General features: G+C 63.8%; 26 protein-coding genes. 13 read left to right on the forward strand and 13 right to left on the reverse strand.

Going from position 1 to position 17684, the window contains the following annotated elements; translation table 11 throughout:
* Positions 1-66: 66 nt before the first annotated feature.
* From PGN14_RS05895 to PGN14_RS05920, 6 genes are all read left to right on the forward strand, one after another.
* The gene (locus tag PGN14_RS05895; protein ID WP_335298490.1) at positions 67-639 is read left to right on the forward strand and encodes a glutathione S-transferase family protein; all 573 of its coding nucleotides are present in this window, start codon (positions 67-69) and stop codon (positions 637-639) included.
* Positions 640-753: 114 nt separating this feature from the next.
* Entirely contained in the window at positions 754-1779 is a 1026-nt protein-coding gene (locus PGN14_RS05900) for a hypothetical protein (protein WP_335298491.1), read from the forward strand.
* Positions 1776-2180 carry a GFA family protein gene (locus PGN14_RS05905; protein WP_335298492.1) on the forward strand — a complete coding sequence of 135 codons (405 nt, stop codon included), beginning with the start codon at positions 1776-1778 and terminating at the stop codon, positions 2178-2180. The genes PGN14_RS05900 and PGN14_RS05905 overlap by 4 nt, the downstream gene beginning before the upstream one ends.
* A 217-nt stretch (positions 2181-2397) precedes the next feature.
* Positions 2398-2835, forward strand: coding sequence for a helix-turn-helix transcriptional regulator (locus tag PGN14_RS05910; protein WP_335298493.1), 438 nt, complete (start codon positions 2398-2400; stop codon positions 2833-2835).
* A gap of 15 nt (positions 2836-2850) precedes the next feature.
* The gene (locus PGN14_RS05915) at positions 2851-3255 is read left to right on the forward strand and encodes a VOC family protein (RefSeq protein WP_335298494.1); all 405 of its coding nucleotides are present in this window, start codon (positions 2851-2853) and stop codon (positions 3253-3255) included.
* 69 nt (positions 3256-3324) lie between these two features.
* Entirely contained in the window at positions 3325-3705 is a 381-nt protein-coding gene (locus PGN14_RS05920) for a DUF1801 domain-containing protein (protein WP_335298495.1), read from the forward strand.
* A 141-nt stretch (positions 3706-3846) separates the two neighbouring features.
* Here PGN14_RS05920 and PGN14_RS05925 read toward each other — a convergent pair whose 3' ends face one another.
* Positions 3847-4269: a VOC family protein gene (locus PGN14_RS05925; protein ID WP_335298496.1), complete on the reverse strand. Its 423-nt coding sequence runs from the start codon at positions 4267-4269 to the stop codon at positions 3847-3849.
* A gap of 603 nt (positions 4270-4872) precedes the next feature.
* Between PGN14_RS05925 and PGN14_RS05930 the strand changes: the two genes are divergently transcribed.
* Positions 4873-5235, forward strand: coding sequence for a VOC family protein (locus tag PGN14_RS05930; RefSeq protein ID WP_335298497.1), 363 nt, complete (start codon positions 4873-4875; stop codon positions 5233-5235).
* A gap of 213 nt (positions 5236-5448) precedes the next feature.
* Positions 5449-7026 carry an ATP-binding cassette domain-containing protein gene (locus PGN14_RS05935; RefSeq protein WP_335298498.1) on the forward strand — a complete coding sequence of 526 codons (1578 nt, stop codon included), beginning with the start codon at positions 5449-5451 and terminating at the stop codon, positions 7024-7026.
* A gap of 53 nt (positions 7027-7079) precedes the next feature.
* On the opposite strand, the gene PGN14_RS05940 is transcribed toward PGN14_RS05935, so the two are convergent.
* From PGN14_RS05940 to PGN14_RS05975, 8 genes are all read right to left on the reverse strand, one after another.
* On the reverse strand, positions 7080-8033 hold the full coding sequence (locus PGN14_RS05940; protein ID WP_335298595.1) for an acyl-CoA thioester hydrolase/BAAT C-terminal domain-containing protein: 954 nt from the start codon (positions 8031-8033) through the stop codon (positions 7080-7082).
* A 124-nt stretch (positions 8034-8157) separates the two neighbouring features.
* The gene (locus tag PGN14_RS05945; protein WP_335298499.1) at positions 8158-9072 is read right to left on the reverse strand and encodes an alpha/beta fold hydrolase; all 915 of its coding nucleotides are present in this window, start codon (positions 9070-9072) and stop codon (positions 8158-8160) included.
* 3 nt (positions 9073-9075) lie between these two features.
* On the reverse strand, positions 9076-9279 hold the full coding sequence (locus tag PGN14_RS05950) for a helix-turn-helix transcriptional regulator (protein ID WP_066708276.1): 204 nt from the start codon (positions 9277-9279) through the stop codon (positions 9076-9078).
* Positions 9279-9680, reverse strand: a complete 402-nt coding sequence (locus PGN14_RS05955; protein WP_335298500.1) for a hypothetical protein — start codon at positions 9678-9680, stop codon at positions 9279-9281. Before PGN14_RS05955 ends, PGN14_RS05950 begins: the two co-directional genes overlap by 1 nt.
* Positions 9681-9840: 160 nt before the next feature.
* Complete coding sequence (locus PGN14_RS05960; protein WP_335298501.1) at positions 9841-10155, reverse strand: putative quinol monooxygenase; 315 nt, start codon at positions 10153-10155, stop codon at positions 9841-9843.
* Positions 10152-10565 (reverse strand): PaaI family thioesterase, encoded by a 414-nt coding sequence (locus PGN14_RS05965; protein ID WP_335298502.1) that lies wholly within the window; start codon positions 10563-10565, stop codon positions 10152-10154. Before PGN14_RS05965 ends, PGN14_RS05960 begins: the two co-directional genes overlap by 4 nt.
* Positions 10562-11356, reverse strand: a complete 795-nt coding sequence (locus PGN14_RS05970) for an alpha/beta fold hydrolase (protein WP_335298503.1) — start codon at positions 11354-11356, stop codon at positions 10562-10564. The genes PGN14_RS05965 and PGN14_RS05970 overlap by 4 nt, the downstream gene beginning before the upstream one ends.
* Complete coding sequence (locus tag PGN14_RS05975; RefSeq protein WP_335298504.1) at positions 11353-11718, reverse strand: nuclear transport factor 2 family protein; 366 nt, start codon at positions 11716-11718, stop codon at positions 11353-11355. The genes PGN14_RS05970 and PGN14_RS05975 overlap by 4 nt, the downstream gene beginning before the upstream one ends.
* Positions 11719-11746: 28 nt before the next feature.
* Between PGN14_RS05975 and PGN14_RS05980 the strand changes: the two genes are divergently transcribed.
* Complete coding sequence (locus tag PGN14_RS05980; protein WP_335298505.1) at positions 11747-12616, forward strand: helix-turn-helix domain-containing protein; 870 nt, start codon at positions 11747-11749, stop codon at positions 12614-12616.
* Here the strand turns inward: PGN14_RS05980 and PGN14_RS05985 are convergent.
* A complete protein-coding gene (locus PGN14_RS05985) occupies positions 12597-13301 on the reverse strand; it encodes a hypothetical protein (protein ID WP_335298506.1) in 705 nt (234 codons plus the stop codon). The genes PGN14_RS05980 and PGN14_RS05985 overlap by 20 nt on opposite strands.
* Before the next feature lie 139 nt (positions 13302-13440).
* Between PGN14_RS05985 and PGN14_RS05990 the strand changes: the two genes are divergently transcribed.
* The 4 genes from PGN14_RS05990 to PGN14_RS06000 all read left to right on the forward strand — a co-directional run bounded on the left by PGN14_RS05990 (position 13441) and on the right by PGN14_RS06000 (position 15625).
* Positions 13441-14073: a M23 family metallopeptidase gene (locus tag PGN14_RS05990; RefSeq protein ID WP_335298507.1), complete on the forward strand. Its 633-nt coding sequence runs from the start codon at positions 13441-13443 to the stop codon at positions 14071-14073.
* Positions 14074-14086: 13 nt separating this feature from the next.
* Entirely contained in the window at positions 14087-14530 is a 444-nt protein-coding gene (locus PGN14_RS05995; protein ID WP_335298508.1) for a hypothetical protein, read from the forward strand.
* 88 nt (positions 14531-14618) lie between these two features.
* Positions 14619-15020: a GFA family protein gene (locus PGN14_RS16840; RefSeq protein WP_443019460.1), complete on the forward strand. Its 402-nt coding sequence runs from the start codon at positions 14619-14621 to the stop codon at positions 15018-15020.
* A gap of 74 nt (positions 15021-15094) precedes the next feature.
* Positions 15095-15625: an AAA family ATPase gene (locus PGN14_RS06000; RefSeq protein ID WP_335298509.1), complete on the forward strand. Its 531-nt coding sequence runs from the start codon at positions 15095-15097 to the stop codon at positions 15623-15625.
* Between the two features lie 391 nt (positions 15626-16016).
* Here PGN14_RS06000 and PGN14_RS06005 read toward each other — a convergent pair whose 3' ends face one another.
* The 3 genes from PGN14_RS06005 to PGN14_RS06015 form a co-directional block, all read right to left on the reverse strand.
* A complete protein-coding gene (locus tag PGN14_RS06005; protein ID WP_335298510.1) occupies positions 16017-16490 on the reverse strand; it encodes a hypothetical protein in 474 nt (157 codons plus the stop codon).
* Positions 16491-16558: 68 nt separating this feature from the next.
* Complete coding sequence (locus tag PGN14_RS06010; RefSeq protein WP_335298511.1) at positions 16559-16984, reverse strand: VOC family protein; 426 nt, start codon at positions 16982-16984, stop codon at positions 16559-16561.
* 48 nt (positions 16985-17032) lie between these two features.
* Entirely contained in the window at positions 17033-17605 is a 573-nt protein-coding gene (locus PGN14_RS06015; RefSeq protein ID WP_335298513.1) for a hypothetical protein, read from the reverse strand.
* Positions 17606-17684 lie beyond the last annotated feature (79 nt).

Genomic DNA, 17684 nt, shown 5'->3' on the forward strand with positions numbered 1-17684 from the left:
TGCTGCCCGAAATTGTCAGGAGCCCTTTCGTAGAAGGGCGGCGTCATTCCTCGCAAGGAGCAACAGATGCGCACCCTATACTATTCGCCGCAATCCCGATCCGACACGGTGGTGGCGCTCGTCCGCATGCTCGGCGCAGATATTGCGATGCGCGAGGTCACCATCGCGCGGCAGGACGGGTCGGGCGGCCGCGATCCGGCAAATCCGCACCCGGAAGGCAAGGTGCCCTATCTGACCGACGGAGAGGATGCGATACGCGAGCGCGGTGCGATCATGCTCTATCTGACCGATGCCTATCCCGCTGCCGTTCTCGGGCCGCTGCCAGGGGAAGCGACGCGTGGCGCTTACCTGTCGTGGCTGTTCTACTATCAGGGCGTCATGGAACCGCTGCTCATCCTGAAATGGGCGGGCGTCACGCATCCTGCGCTCACCGCGAGCCTGCGCGACGTCGACACGATGATCGAGCGGCTGGCCGAGCCGCTCCGACGCGGGCCGTGGCTGCTCGGGGAGCGTTTCTCCGCCGCCGACATATTGTGCAGTTCGCCGTTCTTCTGGTTCGCCGACATGACCCCCGCGGACCCGGCGATCCGCGACTGGGTCGCGCGCTGCGGCGAACGGATGGGCAAAGACGCAAGGTAGCGGCATCCCGCATAGTCCCGGCGGCATCGCCGAAGGTGCACGCTTGGGGGCACCACAGCCTATTGCGATGGCTCATGGCCTGTCTAAAGTCTTGCCGGCTTTTTAGGAAGGATCATGCGGCGGGTCTGGAAACGGCAGTTGGCGGTTGTTTCGCTCTGCACGAGCTTGGCCACCGCTGGCGGCCTGGCAGCGAAGGTGCCTCGTCCGCCAAGCTACGTCGATCTCGCGACACCGTTCGAAACAACCGTGACCGAGACGGTCGGCCAGACCGAGGCAATGCGGATCGCGACGATCCGTGCGCGAATGAACGCGCTGCTGCCCGGCCTCTACCCAGATGGCGCAGGCACGGACCAGCGGATCGCCAGTGCCGTGCGTCAGTTCCCGGCCGACAGCCCGGGTTACGACCGCGTCATCGCCGCATTTCCGATGGCGTTGAACGGCGTGATCGTCCGGTTCCGGAAAGTCTTTCCAGACTTCGCGGCGCCGCTGCCGATCTACCTGTATCATTCGCTGGGCCAGCGCGATGGCGGTTCGGATTATCTCCAGCCCGGCAAGCGGCACGTCATGCTGTTCGGCGCCGATATGATCGCCAGATATCATTCCGACGATTCGTTTGAGCCCTTCCTCGTCCACGAGATCTTCCACCTCGAACATGCGCGGCATTTTGCGGATTGCGATCAGCTCTGGTGTACGGTCTGGCAGGAAGGATTGGCGGTGGATGCGACCGCCACGATGATACCGCACGCGACGGACCATCAGCTGCTGCTCGATATCCCGGCTCCGGTTCGTGCGCCGACGGAGGCTCGGTGGACGGACGCCCTCTGCTTCGTCGCCGCCCACTTCGACGACACCGACAGTGCTACAACGGCGAGCGCCCTGCAGATGGGCGGTAATCCGCCGGACGGGCTACCGGATCGCTTCGGATATTACGTCGGCTTCCGACTGACTCAAGCCACGGGTCTCAAGGTGACCCGGCTTTCCCGTCTTGGTAACATGGACGCCAGGACTGTTGCTCGCGACGGATTGCTCAAGCTTATGCATGACGCTCATGCTGGCTGCGCGGTGCCTCCGACCGCCTCACCGACCAGGAGTCTTCGAGCTCGAGTTGGCCGGCATGCCGATGAAAAGGAGGGCTCGTGAGAAAGCTGCATAACGGTTCGTGCCACTGCAAGGCGATTGTCTTTACGGCCGTGCTGGATCTGTCGTCGGGCACGTTTAAATGTAACTGCCGCCTGTGCTGGAAGCAGCGCATGTGGAAGACGAACAGGATCGCGATCAAGGACTTTTCGTTAGTCGCCCAGCCTGGACGATTGGACGGCTTCATGGGAAAGCATCAGGGCACGCACCATTTCTGCAACGCTTGCGGCATCTCCACCCACACGCATGTTCGCCGCCCGGACAGTGGTGAGGAGTACGTCGTGGTACAGGTTGCAACCTTTGACGACCTTCCGGTCGATGAGCTTCTCGCCGCCCCGCTGACGATCGTCGATGGCCTGCACGACGATTGGACGCATGTGCCAGCGGAAACGCGCCACCTGTAGCCAACGTAGGACGGCGATCCGCCGCGTCCGACCGAGCGTCGGCCGTTTGCGAGCCGAGCATACCGCTGCCAGGCGCCGATAGGGTCTCAACTGGTTTACTAACAGCGTTGATCAGGCCGCTTCCTGGCTTAGGGTCGTGTCGATGTCAGCAACATGCGATCTCACGGCACTTGACCATACGATTGTTCCGCGAAGGAAAAGTCAGGATCCGGCACTGTTGCGCCGCCTGCTTCGCGCCAAGGACAGGATGGACGTCGCGTCACATGAGCCGTGGACGGTGCGCAGTCTCGCCGCGGTAAGCGGCACATCGCAGGCTCACTTCGCCCGATCGTTCAGGGACGCCTTCGGCATACCCCCGCATCGCTATCTTCTCTCGCGCCGGATCGAACGTGCGAAGGCCTTGCTTCGCGACACGGAAACTTCGGTCACGGACATAGCCTTCCAGACCGGCTGGAGCAGCCTCGGTACGTTTGGCCGCGTCTTCCGTGATATCGTCGACGAGAGCCCGACCGACTATCGGGCACGCGAAGGGAACAGCCCGAACGGACTGCACGAGGTGCCACATTGCTTCGTCATCGCCGCATACCGGCCTGATCTCACCAGCGCAGTTTCGGAGAAGCGCCGGCAGAAGGAGGAGGATATGCTCGCCCCATGAAAGACGGAGCGGATCATGACTGATGGCGTCGGGGTTGCCGGCATCTACGTGCGCGATCAGGACGAAGCGCTCGCCTTCTACGTCGAGCAGCTGGGCTTCGTTGTTCACACGGACGCGAAGAACGGCGAGTTTCGCTGGCTGACGGTGCAGCATCCGGATCAGCCCGGCCTCCAACTGGGTCTGTTCAGGCCGGGGCCGCCGATGGTCGATAAGGACACCGCAGACACGCTGGACGCGGCGGTCGCCAAGGGTGCCATGCCGCCGTTGGTGCTGACCGTTGGCGACTGTCGTGCTGCCTACGAGCGCTTTGCGGCGAAGGGTGTCGAGTTCACCCAGGAACCAGTCAGCCGTTTCGGGAGCGTCGACGCCAGTTTCCGCGATCCTTCGGGCAATGGGTGGAAACTGGTGGAAGCGCGGTGACGGGCGCGCATCGCAGGGGGCCGGGACCGGTCGGGTCGCGAAGCCGAGTGGACGAAAGGCGGCATCCGCATGTCTGACGACGACAATGCGAAGATCGCGAGCTTGGGCGATTGGCGCGGGGCGCTGCTGACGCGCATTCGTCGCCTTGTCAGGGATGCGGTGCCCGACGTGATCGAGGAGGTGAAATGGCGGAAACCGACCAACCCGCTCGGCGTCCCGACCTGGTCGCATCATGGGATCATCTGCACCGGCGAGAGCTACAAGGACAAGGTCAAGCTGACCTTCGCCAAGGGGAGTGCGCTGACTGATCCGAGCAACCTGTTCAATGCCAGCCTCACGGGGGTCAGACGCGCGCTCGACATTCGCGAGCATGACGAGCTCGACGAAGCGGCGTTGAAGGCACTCTTCCAAGAGGCGGCGGCCCTGAACGCGGCCGGCATCTCCCGGTGACGGGCAAACGCTGCGCCGCGCGGCCAGGTGTCTGCCAAGCCGCGATCGTCCCATTCAGGTTGAACGGCATCGCCAGCTCGGCACACCCGACGCTTTCTGTGAGACTTTTCGGCTGAACGTCGTTTGATCGTGACGACCCATTCAAATGCCGAAGGTCACGAGGCCGCGTTCGTCGATAGGCCAAGCAGGATTCCAGGCGATCTCCCATGCATGTCCGTCGGGATCGGCGACATAGCCCCGAAAGCCGCCGTGAGGGGGCGCATCGGCCTCGCGGAGCAGCATGCCGCCAGCTTTGACAAGGCGCTGCATGACAGGATCCACGTCGGCTTGATTCAAGACGTTGTGGCCGAGGGCGACAGCGGATGGAGCACGCTCGCTGCGGCGCCCCATGTCGCCGTCGAGACCCGGATTCACCCACGTTCCCAGCATGAGCCCATTCATCTGGTAGAAGGCGATTTCTTCGTTCTCAAAAACCGGTGTCCACCCGAAGCCGTCCACGTAGAACCTACGCGAACGGACCATCGACGATACACCCAGGGTGATGACGGAGATTTGCTGCTGCATGTTCCAATCCCTTCCAATCGCCGAAGCCACATTGCTCCGAACGTTAAAGGTCTTGGGCCGTCATCGGAGCGACGGAAGGACCCGCTCTCGCGGGGGCCGGGCCAACCGCACCGACCTAACCTGTTTCAGACGATCGGATGTTGGCGAGTTTTTGTTTCGAGATCAAGCGCCCTGACCGCAGTTTCTTTTTCCAACAGAGATTTGCGGTCGATGCGCCCTACATCGCCGCTGACGAAGCCGGGCTTATGTCTACTTGCTGGGGCGGCGTTCGGCGCGGAAGAGGTCGGGCGAAGCACGGCGCCGGACGGACGGATCGCTCATTGCGAACTCCGGTGCAGCTCGGCGACGATCATGGTGCGTGAGCCGTCGCGGCATTTCCTGCAAGCCGCGCTGCGCTGCATCTTTATGTTGCTTCAGCCGACGAGGCAGTCGCGCAAGCCGTCGCCGACGGTGCCAGGATAATCATGGACGTGGCCGACATGCCCTACGGCGATCGGCAAGGCGGGGTCCGCGATCCGGCGGGAACTATTCGGTGGATATCGCAATGCCGTAGCGCCAAGCTGTACATCTGAAGCGTTCAGCGACCATGCAGTTGAGGAAGCGATGCGGATTGAATGTCTCAACCACGTCCAGTTGACGATGCCGGTCGGTGAGGAGGACGCGGCGCGTCATTTCTACGCGGAAATTCTTGGCATACCGGAGGTAGCCAAGCCGCCGCATCTGGCGAAACGGGGTGGATGTTGGTTTGAACGCGGCCCGCTTAAAGTCCATCTCGGAGTAGAGCAGAACTTTCGACCGGCGAAGAAGGCCCATCCGGCATTCACGGTGACGGGATTGCCTTTATTGATCGCCCGGATCGAAGCTGCCGGATTTTGTGTGGTCGAGGACGAACCGCTCGAAGGCTACAACCGGCGCTACATCACCGATCCATTTGGAAATCGGATCGAACTGATGGAGCCGGTTTGATCCAAACCCTCAATGCCCGTCGACCCTGTCAGCAAGAAGCCTCTGACTGGCTGCGATGAGTTGGTTCGTGGGAAGGATCGGTCGCGCTGTGGGAGGCCAGCCTTCCAACCGACGTGATCAGGTTCTATATACAGGCAATCCAAGCCGAGGAGCGCAGACCCGTGAACGACAGGAAGAAGATCGCACGTCCCCTTCCTTTTGCTCCGGTGTTCTATGTCCGCCTTTCTCACTCTGGACGCAGTTTCGTTCTCCACGCCTGACGGCAAGCCACTAGTCGACGGTTTGACGCTCGCCTTCGGGCGTGAGCGGACCGGCATCGTCGGCCGCAATGGTTGCGGCAAGACAAGTCTGCTCAACATGATGGCCGGTTTCGCAGAGCCGGGCTCGGGGAGCATCATGCGGTCCGGCACGATCGCGGTGCTGGATCAGGCATGGGCCGATCCATCCATCAGCGTCGCCGTCGGACTGGGCGTGGCGGACGGCCTGGCGCGGTTGGAAAGGCTGGCACGGGGGGATGGATGCGCCTCCGATGCCGCCGACGCCGACTGGACGCTTGAGGCCCGTATAGACGCGGCGCTTCGCGAGATCGGTCTTGAACCCGCCATTCTCGCCCGGCGCATCGACACCCTGAGCGGTGGTGAGCGGACCCGGCTTGCCATCGCACGAGCGACACTGACCGACGCCGATCTACTCCTCCTGGACGAACCGACCAACAATCTCGACGCCGAAGGCCGGTCGCTCATCGGCGAATTGGTCGGCAGGTGGCATGGAGGCGTCGTCGTCGCCAGCCATGATCGCGCCCTGCTGGAAGGGATGGATCGCATCGTCACCCTGTCATCGACCGGTGCCGAAACCTTCGGTGGAGGATGGAGCGCCTATATCGCTGCTCGCGATGCGGCGCGCGCGCACGCTGCGGCCGAATTGGAACGAACTGACCGGGAGGTTCGCAACGTCGGCCGTGCGGTCCAGCAGCAACGCGAACGCAAGGCGCGGCGCGACAAGGCCGGGCGGGCGTGGCGCGCCAAGGGCATCGACAACAAGATGTTCCTGGATGCCGAGAAGGGGCGTGCCGAACGCAGCGCGGGGCGCGACCACGATCTCGCCGGCCGGTTGCTGGAGGACGCAGTGACCGAGCAGGACGCGGCACGCCGGCGCGTCGAGGTGTTGACGCCGCTGTCGATGGTGTTGCCGCCGAGCCGCCTGCCTGCCGACCGCCGGCTGGTCGCGTTTGAGGGGGTGACGCTGCGACGCGATGGGCGACGTATCGTCGGCCCGTTGTCGTTCGAGGTGAGAGGCCCCGAGCGGGTAGCGCTCGCGGGCCGCAACGGCGCCGGCAAGACTTCGGTGATCGGGCTCATTCGCGGCACGCTCTCGCCTGACGAAGGGTCGGTGTGGACGATCGGGCGAGGGATCGCGCTGCTCGATCAGCATGTCGGCCTGCTGGAGCGGGACGAGAGCATCCTGGCCAATCACCGGCGATTGCATCCCGATCTGACCGAGCATGACGCGCGTGCCGCACTGGCCCGTTTCGCCTTTCGCAACCGCGCCGTCGATCAGTCCGTCGCGACCCTCAGCGGCGGCGAACGGCTGCGGGCCGGACTGGCGTGCGCGATGGGCGGCACCACGGTGCCGCAACTCCTGCTGCTGGACGAGCCGACCAACCATCTGGACGCCGACGCGATCGAGGCCTTGGAGACGGCGCTCGGGAGCTACGACGGTGCGATCATCGTCGCCAGCCACGATGCTGGGTTTCTCGATGCCGTGAAGGTGGACCGGGTCATTCGCCTCTGATGCGCATGTGCCTCGCCGTCCCATTGATCGGGAGCATTGGCCGCGACGACATGCTATCGTTGAAGGAACGTCACCACCTTCGGCCACGCATCGGCGCGCGCTCGATTATTCCCCTCGGATGTTCCCCCGAGCGAAGCCAACGAGTGATACCCCGGCGTGTCCGTCTGGACCGGCGGACCGAACACCGCGTGACCCGCGTCGTCGTACGCCAGGACGAGGGCGGCCTTGCCCATCTTGCGCTTCACCAGTTCGGCCATCGGGCAGGACGGCCATAAGGTGTCGGCGCGACCGCAGATGAGCATGACCTTCGCCCTGATCCTCGCCACCGGAATGGCCGCGTCGCGATGCGCCGGCAAGGTGGCGACGCCGGTCCGATACCCGTCGAAGGTGCTAGTGGCGCCTTCCCCATAGCGGAGATACGGAAGGGGGTGTCCGTCCACGGTCCAGGACGAGCCCGTGTCCCCGCCGGAGAAATCGATCCCCGGCCAGACCGCGGCCGACGGCGCACCGACGACCACCGCGCGGAGTTCGGGGTGGCGCGTCGCAATGAGCAAAGCGGCTTCGGCCCCCTTGGACGCACCGACGATGGCGATCCGCTTGGGATCGACCCCCGGCTGCCGTTTGATCCAGGCCAGCGCCTTATCGAAATAGGAGAGCGGGACGAGGTCCAGCTTCGGCGGCAGGCCAGGTGCGCCGAAATAGGCAAGCTGCAAAACCGCCATGCCGTGTGCTGACAGATCGGCGGCCTGGCGTGCGGCACCGCTGCCGATGCCGCCCTCGGATCCGCCGAGGAGCAAGACAGCCGGAGCCTTCTTTTCACCTGAAGGACCCGCGTACCAGTTGGCGACAAGGCCGTCCTCTTCTACGCGGATACCGCCGTTGGAGGGCTGCACCAATTCGGGCGGAGGCATTCGAGACGGTTGCTGCGCCACCGCAGGAAGCGCGAAGATGCCAAGCGCAATCAGCGAGGCCGTCCGCCATGTTAAGTTTGCACGCCGGTGCTTCATGACCAAGTCGTAGCTCCTGCCAAATTTGCGTCAATGCGGGTTGTAGGAAACCCACGACGGCTGCCGGCACTATCAGCAGTGAAAACGGCGGACGCATTGCACATGCGTCCGCATCGTCCTTCTCTCAGCGCAGGAAATTGTCTAACGCTTTGGCAAACGCCGTCGGTTGGTCGAGCATAACAAAGTGCGCCGAGTTGCCGATGTCGATGAAGGTGACGTGCGGCGCAGACCCATATTCGCGCTTGTACAGCCCCTCGGCCACAGCTTTGGGCAGGCCATCGCTCCACGGGTAAATCAGCGTGATCGGCACCGTGATCTTCGCCATGTCGGGGCGAAGATCGGTGGTCAGGTCCTCGTACATCGCTTGCCCCGTCACGCGCGGATCGGCCGCCACGCCCCAGGCCTTGACCTTGGCGCGTGCATCGGGCGTCGCGGCAAGGCCGTTGGCAGTGCGCTCGGCATTGGCAGCCCGCTTCGCGGGATCGCTAGCCGTTGCCGCCAGCATGTCGCGCATCGCCGCTGCCTGTGGGCGGACAGCGTCGATTGTGGCCGTCGGGGCGAACAACGCACCATAGAAGGGCAGCGAGTCGACGATCATCAACCGGCCGACATGGTCGGGATGCGCCTTGGCGAACATCAGGCTGACGAGTCCGCCCATCGAGTGGCCGACGATGGCCGGCTGGCCGAGCTTCTCCTTGACGATCAGCGTCTCGAGATCGGAGACTACGCCATCGAGGACGCCCGGCTTCAGATTGTCGCCCGGCGCGTCGCCGCCGAAGCCGTTGACCTGGACGACATAGACCCGGTGCGAACGGGCAAGGCCAGGCACGACGCCATCCCATACCGCCCGCGGGGAACTGAGGCCGGGTATCAGGATGACCGGGCTACCCCGGCCTGTCGCGACGACCGATATATGCGGCATCTGCATGACAGGTGCTTCGGTAGCGGCGGACGGAGCGCAATGACCCTGCGTCGGATGGAGGACGACGGCCAGCGTCATCATCGAAGCGGCGATGCGGAGTGGCAGGTGGCTAATCATGATTCACTCTCCCTTGGATGGACGGACGAAGACGTCTTCGATGGCGAGGTCGAAAACCTCGGCGATGCGAAATGCGAGCGGCAGCGACGGATCGTAGCGGCCGGTCTCGATGGCGATGACGCTCTGTCGCGACACCCCCAGTCGTTCACCGAGATCGGCCTGGCTCCACCCTCGCTCGGCGCGAAGCCGTTTCAGATGGTTCTCCATCAGCGGCGCTCGATCACGCGATTAATCAGCGCCCCGATTGCAAAGCCCGCGAACCAGATGACTGCAACCCAGAAGACCGCGAGGTGCGGGGCGAGGCCGTAGTTCTCGAGGAACCCCCAGACGGTCGACAGTCCCAGCGCGACCGCCGAAGCGATGAGGGCCTGCCGGATCCGCAGCATGCGCAGATACTCGTCGTGTTCCTCGACCAGATACCGGCCTATCACACCGAAGATGGCCACGATCGACAGGCCCGGCACCAGCGCCGCTAGAAAGGCCAGGACGCCCGAATTGCCAGGATGATCGCGGAACCAGATTGAGCCGAGGATCAGCGACGCACCATAGACCGCGGATGCGATCAGGATGTCACGATTGTACCGGCGCCAGGCGGCGTCTCTCTGCATGTAAGCCTCCATCGAATCGGTAAAGGGGGCTTTACATGTAAAGGACGGTTTACGTCAAGCTGCCTTTACCTGCATCAAAACCGTGTCGGCCCTCATGGAGAAGGACGGATGGCTTCGCAGACGGCGGCCTGGGGCGAGCCGCGAAGCCCATGACCTGCCATCAATCCGCGCGCACGACCGTCCAGATGCCGATCTGCCTGGGTTTGGCTAAGACGTCATCCAAGCCGGCATGCCACGCCTGCCGATAAGGTCGGTTCAGCTGGACGTTGAGCACATCGTTCCGATCGGTCCACGTCTCATGAAGCTGGAAGACGTTCGGCCGCTCTGGATCGACGTGCAAGGCTGCACGAACGAAAGTTGGCTCGTGCCTCATTGCATCCAGCACCGGATTAAGAAGAGAACGAAAGCGATCCACTTGGTCGGTTTTGACGTGGAAGGTGATGACGTAGGTTTCCGGGTTCGACTGCAAGGTCATTCGAGAACCACCTGTACCAGAGCCTCGGCGACGGGGGCGCCATCGTTGCCTGCAATCCGGACTCGTACGGCATGCTGTCGACTGCCGCTGCGCAAAGCTATGCCGGTCGCGATAAGATCGCAGCCGTCTGCCGGGGCAAGGTAGGTAATGCTCAAACTGCTGGTCGCCCCGCCTGATGGCACGGCTTTTGCGCCGGACACCGCCGTGGCGACGGCCGCCACGTCGGCGAGGGTGGCAATGACGCCGCCGTGGATGACCGTTCTCTCCGTTACGTTCGCGGCTGCGAACGGTAGGCGCAGCCTGACTGAACGCGGCTCGATGCTGTCGATCGCCAAGCCTAGCGAACGCGCAACGGGCGAGCCCAGCAGCCTGTCGAGGATGATGGCCTCGGCGGTTGACGGTTCGATCATGCCGACACCGACCGGGCGATATCGCTCGCGAGTTGGGAAGCGTGCGTTACCATCACGCCGTGCGCTACGCCGTCGTAGACGACCAGCTTCGCGCCTGGGATCGTCGTGGCGTAGACGCGACCGCTACTGTCCAGCGGCGCGGAGGCGTCGCGATCGCCATGGATGATGGTGACCGGCAGATCGAGGCCAGCGGCTTCCGCCGACAGGTCGCTCAGCGCGATCGTGCGCTGAAAGGCGACCACGGCACGGCGGGAGCAATCGAGCACCATCGCCGCCATCCAGGCGTTGACGCGGCTCGGTGCGCCGGGGGCGAAGGGATCGATGTTGGCGTCGATCCAGCCCGACAGGTCGCAGGACAGCTGGGCGCACAGACCGTCGACCATCTCGGGTGTGATCCCGTTCTCGCCGATGACACGCGGTCCCGTCGCCCCGACGAGGATCAGCCGCGCGACCCGCGAGCGGTTATGGTGCGAGAGATAGCGGATCGCCTCGCCGCCGGCACCGGAATGGGCGACCAGCGTGACGCCCGTCAGGTCGAGCGTGTCCAGGACTGCGGCGAGATCGTCGGCGAGGCTGTCGTAGTCGTAGCCCGGCCGATCGGTGGATCGTCCGTGTCCGTTACGGTCGTAAGCTATCGTGCGAAAGCCAGCGGCGTTGAGGTGGAGCATGGTCTCGCCCCAGATCCGGCCGTCCATCGCCCATCCGGCCATCAGGACGATGGGTGAGCCGGCGCCCCAGTCGCGAACGAACAGCCCATGGCCGGCGCCACGCGGAATGAAGGCCGGGCTCATGCGGCATCCTTGTCCAGGAAGCCGATCACCTCGGCGATGCGACCATCCGGTGCGAGCCGGACGATGTCGGTTCCGCCGGCGACGGGCGCGCCGTGTTCGAGCGCGAGCGTCCAGGAGAAGCGCGTGAAGGTGCCATGCGCGTCGGGGATACCGCGGAGCGCGAAGACGTGGCCGGGGAATTGTGCGCGGGCAGCCGAGATCATGGCGGCGATCCCGTCATGACCGTCACCCGTCATCATCGGATCGGCGTAGCGGGCATTGGAGGTCCAGCCCTCGGATAGGCGACGATCGCGCGAGGCTGCATCGGCATCGTTCCAAAGCGCCAGATAGTCGCGCGCCAGTGTTTCCGGGTCGGTCATCATCTGTCTCCTCGTCATTGATGAAGCGAGGATGCGGCGGGCGATCAGGCAAGGCGATTACCCCGGAGGTAATGGCATCGGCGCAATGCTGCGATACTGTGAGGCCATGGCCATAGGAGCAAACACCGTCGGGGACGTTCTGCGCGACTGGCGCGCACGACGCCGGTTGAGTCAGCTCGATCTCGCCGGCGAAGCTGAGGTGTCGACGCGCCACCTCAGCTTCGTCGAGAGCGGGCGCGCGGCGCCCAGTCGTGAGTTGCTCCTGCGCCTTGCCGAACCGCTCGCGATGCCGCTCAGGGAGCAGAACCGGCTACTGCTCGCGGCAGGCTACGCGCCCGTGCATGGTGAGCAAGCGCTCGAGGCGCCGGACATGGCGGCCGCGCTGGCGGCGGTCGAAGCGGTCCTGAACGCGCATGCCCCGTTTCCGGCACTGGCGGTGGATCGCCACTGGAATCTCTTCCGCGCCAACGACGCGGCGACGGCGATGTTGAGAAGTATCGATCCGACGCTGCTGGCACCGCCCGTCAATGTGTTGCGGGCCACGCTTCATCCTAAAGGCTTGGCACCCCGCATCGAGAACCTCGCCGAGTGGCGACACCATCTGTTGGCCCGCATGCGCCTCGATATCGACCGTTCGGGCGATCCGGAGCTTGAGGCGCTCCATGCCGAGCTCGTCCGCTTACCCAGTCCGATCAGCCGTCAGCCGCCGGGCGATGCCGCACGCATCGCGGTGCCGCTCGCGATCCGCAGCGAGGCGCATGGTCGCGTGCTGTCGTTCCTGTCGACGACAACGGTATTCGGCACCGCAACCGACGTGACGTTGGCGGAGCTGACGCTGGAATGTTTCTATCCCGCCGACGATGACACCCGGCAGGCGCTGCTCAGCGGTTCACGTCCGTGATCGAGCGCGCGACATGCCCCTGATCGTTGAGGAAGTCGATCGTCGCATGGCCGTTCGCCGCGACCTTCAGCTCAAGCCGCTTGCGGCCGTTCGCATCGCGCAGCGCCAGCACCGAGGCCTTGTCCTCCGTGCGGCCAAGGAACGCGCGCGGCGCGATCCCGACGCCGGCGGCGCGGATGGCAGCATCTCGCTCGACGCTGGCTGGCTGGCGAACCAGCCGGGCAACTGTCGCAAAATCGACGGGCCGATCGGGACGATCGTTGATGGCAAGCCCCGCCTGCCGCTTGTCTCCTGCTTCGTCACTGCTGAGCGATACCGTCTGATCCTGCCGCCATCGGTCGAAGGACAAAGCGCCCAGATTGGTCGGCTTGCCGTCCTTCAGCGCGCCGGAGAAGACCAGTCCGCCATTCTCGGTGCCCTCGTCATTGTAGAAGATCATGCCCGCCTGCGGGCGGTCGGGATGCGGGGTCTCGCGCCCGGCGACGATGATACCCGGCATGCGGTCCCGCGAGGCGATCGTCATGCGCAAGGTGCCGTCGGGCTCGCGGACGTTGATGCGCTGGACGTCGATCGTGTCGAACGTCGCAGCGTTGGGGCCGGCATTCGCACCAAGGATCAGCCAGACGACGGCCAGCGTAGTGACGGCGGCATAGGCGCCGACCGCTCGTGAGGCATCAAGTTTCACGCGCTATCTCTCCCCGGGGTTCGCGTACAGGCGCTTCGAAGCTAAGCCGTGACGCTACGATCCTCTTCAACTATATCGCAAGCAACGAAAGCGACCGTCGTAGGAATACCTGCAACGGCGGGACGGAGTAGAGAAGCATATGCTGACAATCATCGCCGCGCTTCTTTCCGCAATGCCCGGGCCACCGCCCAAGGCCGTGATGCCCAAGGGTGCGATCCAGGAGATCACCTTGGCACCGATCTTCCGCTATCGGTTTATGTGTTCCGAGCATCCGGCAGGCGAGCTGGACTATGCGGGCGACGCACTAGGCGCGGATTGCCTCGTTTTCGGCGGCATGGACAGCGACACCGGCTTTGCGAAGCTCTACCGTAGCGACGGACGCGCCAACGCGGATTGGTATGGATGGCACACCGACGTGCTGGCGCCCGTCAACGGCGTGGTCGCGTTCGTCTACGACAATCCGCGGGTCAACACGCCCGGCACGCTCGGTCCACCACCTGCGGGCACGGTTCGCATCCGTACCGGGGACGGGATCATCGTGACGATGGGGCACCTCGCCGACATACGGGTGCATGTCGGCGACCGGGTCGAGGCAGGCCAGGTCCTCGGCCTCGACGGCAACAACGGGAATGCAAGGGCGCCGCACATCCATATCGGCGCCTACCGCGAGGCCAATAACGAACCGCTCCAGATCCGCTGGGACCTGCGAGCGCTGGCAAAGACAACACCGTCGAGCATCGCGATCGGTTCAAGCAATGCAGCGGGCAAGTAGACCGATGCCTGATATGGACGAGATCATGCAAGCTGTGGCCAAGTTGCAGAACGGTGATCGCGATGAAGCACGCAACGATTTGGATCGACTGTGGAAACAGCTCGGACCGAGCGGAGCCCCGCTGCAACGCTGCACCATTGCGCACTTCCTTGCCGATACCGAAGCTGACCTGTCGAGAGAGCTCGAATGGGATCTTCTGGCGCTTGAGGCCGCTACCGGTTCTTCAGAAGCCCAGGACCGAAATGCCATTGATGCGTCGGTCGCCAGTTTCTTACCGTCATTGCATCTGAACGTCGGAGACGCCTATCGTCGTTTAGGGGAAAGCCGTCTTGCGTTACAGCACGCCATTCTAGGGTTGGCGAATCTCGGGGCTCTTCGAGAGGATAACTATGCGGCCATGGTTCGATCGGGCTTGGCCCGGCTGCAAGCCAGATTAAGTGCTGGTGATGGATCGTGAATTGGACGGCGCTTGCGCCAAGACGTGCGCATTAGGCGACACCGCGCGCGCATCCGGCGCCCCCCGTTAAGTCTCAGGAGTATGTGCAATGCTGGAGACTCGATGCCATTGCGGCCGCGTATCGATTGTCGTCCCAAAGCGACCTCGCGTTCTTACTGCCTGCAACTGCTCGCTGTGCCGCAGGATCCAACCGCTATTCGCCTATTACAAAGCCATGTCGGTCGAGGTTCACGGCGGTGCGGACGACTATGAAGGTTATGCATGGGGTAGGCGTGTACTGCGCTGGCATCGTTGTAAGTCGTGTGGATGTTTCACGCATCATGAGCCGCAACATCGTAGGCCCGACGGCACATCGCGCCTCGGCGTCAATCTGGCGCTTGTGGCAGATTCAGATCGTTTGGCTAGGGTGGCGGTCAATCTGCGTGATGGCGCCTCCGACACCTGGGAGGTGATCGACCGATATCGCGTCGGTATGCTGCCCAGACACTAGTAAGAAGTTGTTCCGGGCTGCTCCGACTTACCGGTGCTTGCTCTAATCCGTCATGGTTCGGCAGCGGAGAAGTAATGATTATCGTGCTGAGTGGCCTGCCCGGTACTGGCAAGACGACGATCGGGAAGGCGGTGGCCGCCAAACGATCGGCTGCCTATATCCGGGTCGACGAGATCGAGCATGCGTTGAGGCAATATTCCGGATTTGATGGCGACATCGGTGCCGCTGGCTATGCCGTTGCTTTTGCCATAGCTTCGTCGAACCTAAAGCTGGGCAATCCGGTCGTGGCCGATAGCGTCAATCCCGTTCCCGAGAGCCGGCAGGGCTGGCGACGTGTTGCGCAAGCCATCGAAGGGGAAAGCTGGCTCGATGTCGAAGTGGTCTGCAGCGACTTGGAGGAACACAGGCGTCGAGTGGAGGAGCGTGTAGCCGATATCGAGGGGTTCAGACTCCCTACATGGTCGTCCGTCAGCTCGCATGACTACGTGCCGTGGACGGAACCCCGTTTGATAGTGGACACCTCTTGTCTCAGTACGGTGGACGCAGTCGCTTTGATCGAACGGCAAATTGAAGCGGTGATCGAGCATCGCTCCGCCACATCCTGAGCCGCAACAGCCCGAAGCCTTTGGCCAGTTCGTCCCTCGTCCGTTTGGCGACGTCGCGATCGCGCGTCGTACCTTCCCGGAGGCTGCCGATGATAGTGTCGGTATGCTTGTAGATGGCGGATCAGCGGGAGCCGCCCGGTCGACGATAACAGGGGGCGGCGCCAGCACAGCATATTCCACCGGTAAGTCGGCCATGCGACCATCTACTACGTCCGTGATCAGGAAGCTGTCGCGCGTCATCGTCGTGGTCCGCCCCGAGGCACCTCCACGCCGCCACTGAAACGGGTGCGAGACAGGAGATCGTCCTCCGAGGGTCTGCTGGACAATCTCTAGATTGTCACGGCTCTGTCGACACTCTTCAGTCCCGCAACTTGGCCTCGCTTCTTCCTGATCAGCGACCGTTCAAACGGCAATCGATCGTTCCACGACCCGTCGAAGCATCCCAGTCGAGAAAGGTGACGGTCACGCCGTGCATGCGGCCCGCGCCATCTCTCGCCATACACTGCTGTGACGCGCCGGGCCGCGTGGGTAGATACAGCGGGCATTCGACATGGTTGGTGCGCAGTCCCGCTTTCCAGAGCGGCGTCATGCAGGCGGGTCCAACCTGCCCCGAGGGCATCATCGTTCCCCGTGGCCCCGGACGACCGAACTGTCGCCGCGGAACGCGATATCGCTGCGGGTAAACGGCGGTGGCCTCACCGACATGAGACCCGGGGCCGAAACGGGGGACCGGAGCTACCGGTTCTACGACCTGCGCGATGGCGGCGCCCCCGCTCGCCATGCCGGCAATGGCGAGCAAACCGAGCTTCGCGCCGACGGACAGCAATCCCCGATACAAAACGACGTCCTCGCGATAGTTGTTCATCAGTAAAGCCTCCGATAGAAATCAAGAGAGCAGCCCGAGACCGCTGGCGATTTGCGCTTCAGGTCGCGCTAATCCGGCAGCCATTGCGCAATCGTCCATTCATGGCCGGATGGGTCGCGCACCCGACCATACAGTTCGCCCCAGAATTGGCGTTCCATCGGCACGACGATGGTTGCGCCCGCGTCCAGAGCCGATCGCCACGTTGATGCAGCGTCCTCGACCTGGAGGTGAAGGGTAACGGTCGTTCGGTTTCGCTCCGTCGGTGCGACGCTGCCGCCGCCGTAGGAGGCGGAGTCGCTGAACTCGTCCATCACGATCAGCGTCGACCCGCCGATCAGAAGGCGCAGGTGCATGATGCGGCTCGAGCCGTCATTAGCCGGCATGCGGGCGACCTCGATCGCGCCATAGGCCTGCTTATAGAATTCGGCTGCGTCGGCTGAGTCCGCGACGGTGAGGATCGGCGTTAGGCCGAGCGGGGGTTCATCGGTCGACATGGCGGCAAACCTCGAGGATGAGTGGGGACGTGTTTGCGCTGGCCGTCATCACGATACCGTCCACCCCTTAGCGCCGAGCCATTGTACCAGCGCACGGTCCGGATCGTCGCCGTCCGAGCCAGGGACCATCGCGACCTCGCGGCCATCGGGCTTGACGATGACGAAGGGATCGAATGAGCCGTTGCCGTTCCGCCGGTAGCGGTGTTGCTGGACGACGAGGAAGCCGCGCCACGGACCATCGCGCAGGACGCCGTACAGGGCGCCGTCGGTGACGTAGCGGATTGCGCTGGTGCGCACCGCGACCTGATGGATCGCCGGCGAGGTCGCGTAGGCGTCGGCCTCGACATAGACGTAGCCGCCATCCAGCGAGAAGTCGGGATTGGCGAGGCTCGACAGGTTGCGCTTGGGATCGTTGGAGTAACGGCCGCGGTACAATTCGCGGCTGCGCCCCGTGCGCGTGTCGGTCAGCCACAGCGACGCAGGAGCCTGGCCGCTGGCGCCGGCCGTGCCACGCGTCGGCCGGGTCGAGGCGACGAACTGGCCATCAGGAGAGCGTGCGCTCAGGCGATCCGCGGCCAATGCGGCTGACGACAGCATCACGGTCGAAGCGACGACAATCATCGTCCTTCGTGAGGTGCGCATAAGAAATCCTCCAGCCAAACGGTGAATGCGGTCTTGTGGGTGCCGATGGGCGAGCATC

Source organism: Sphingomonas adhaesiva (assembly GCF_036946305.1).
In the GTDB taxonomy this organism is placed as follows: Bacteria; Pseudomonadota; Alphaproteobacteria; order Sphingomonadales; family Sphingomonadaceae; genus Sphingomonas; species Sphingomonas adhaesiva_B.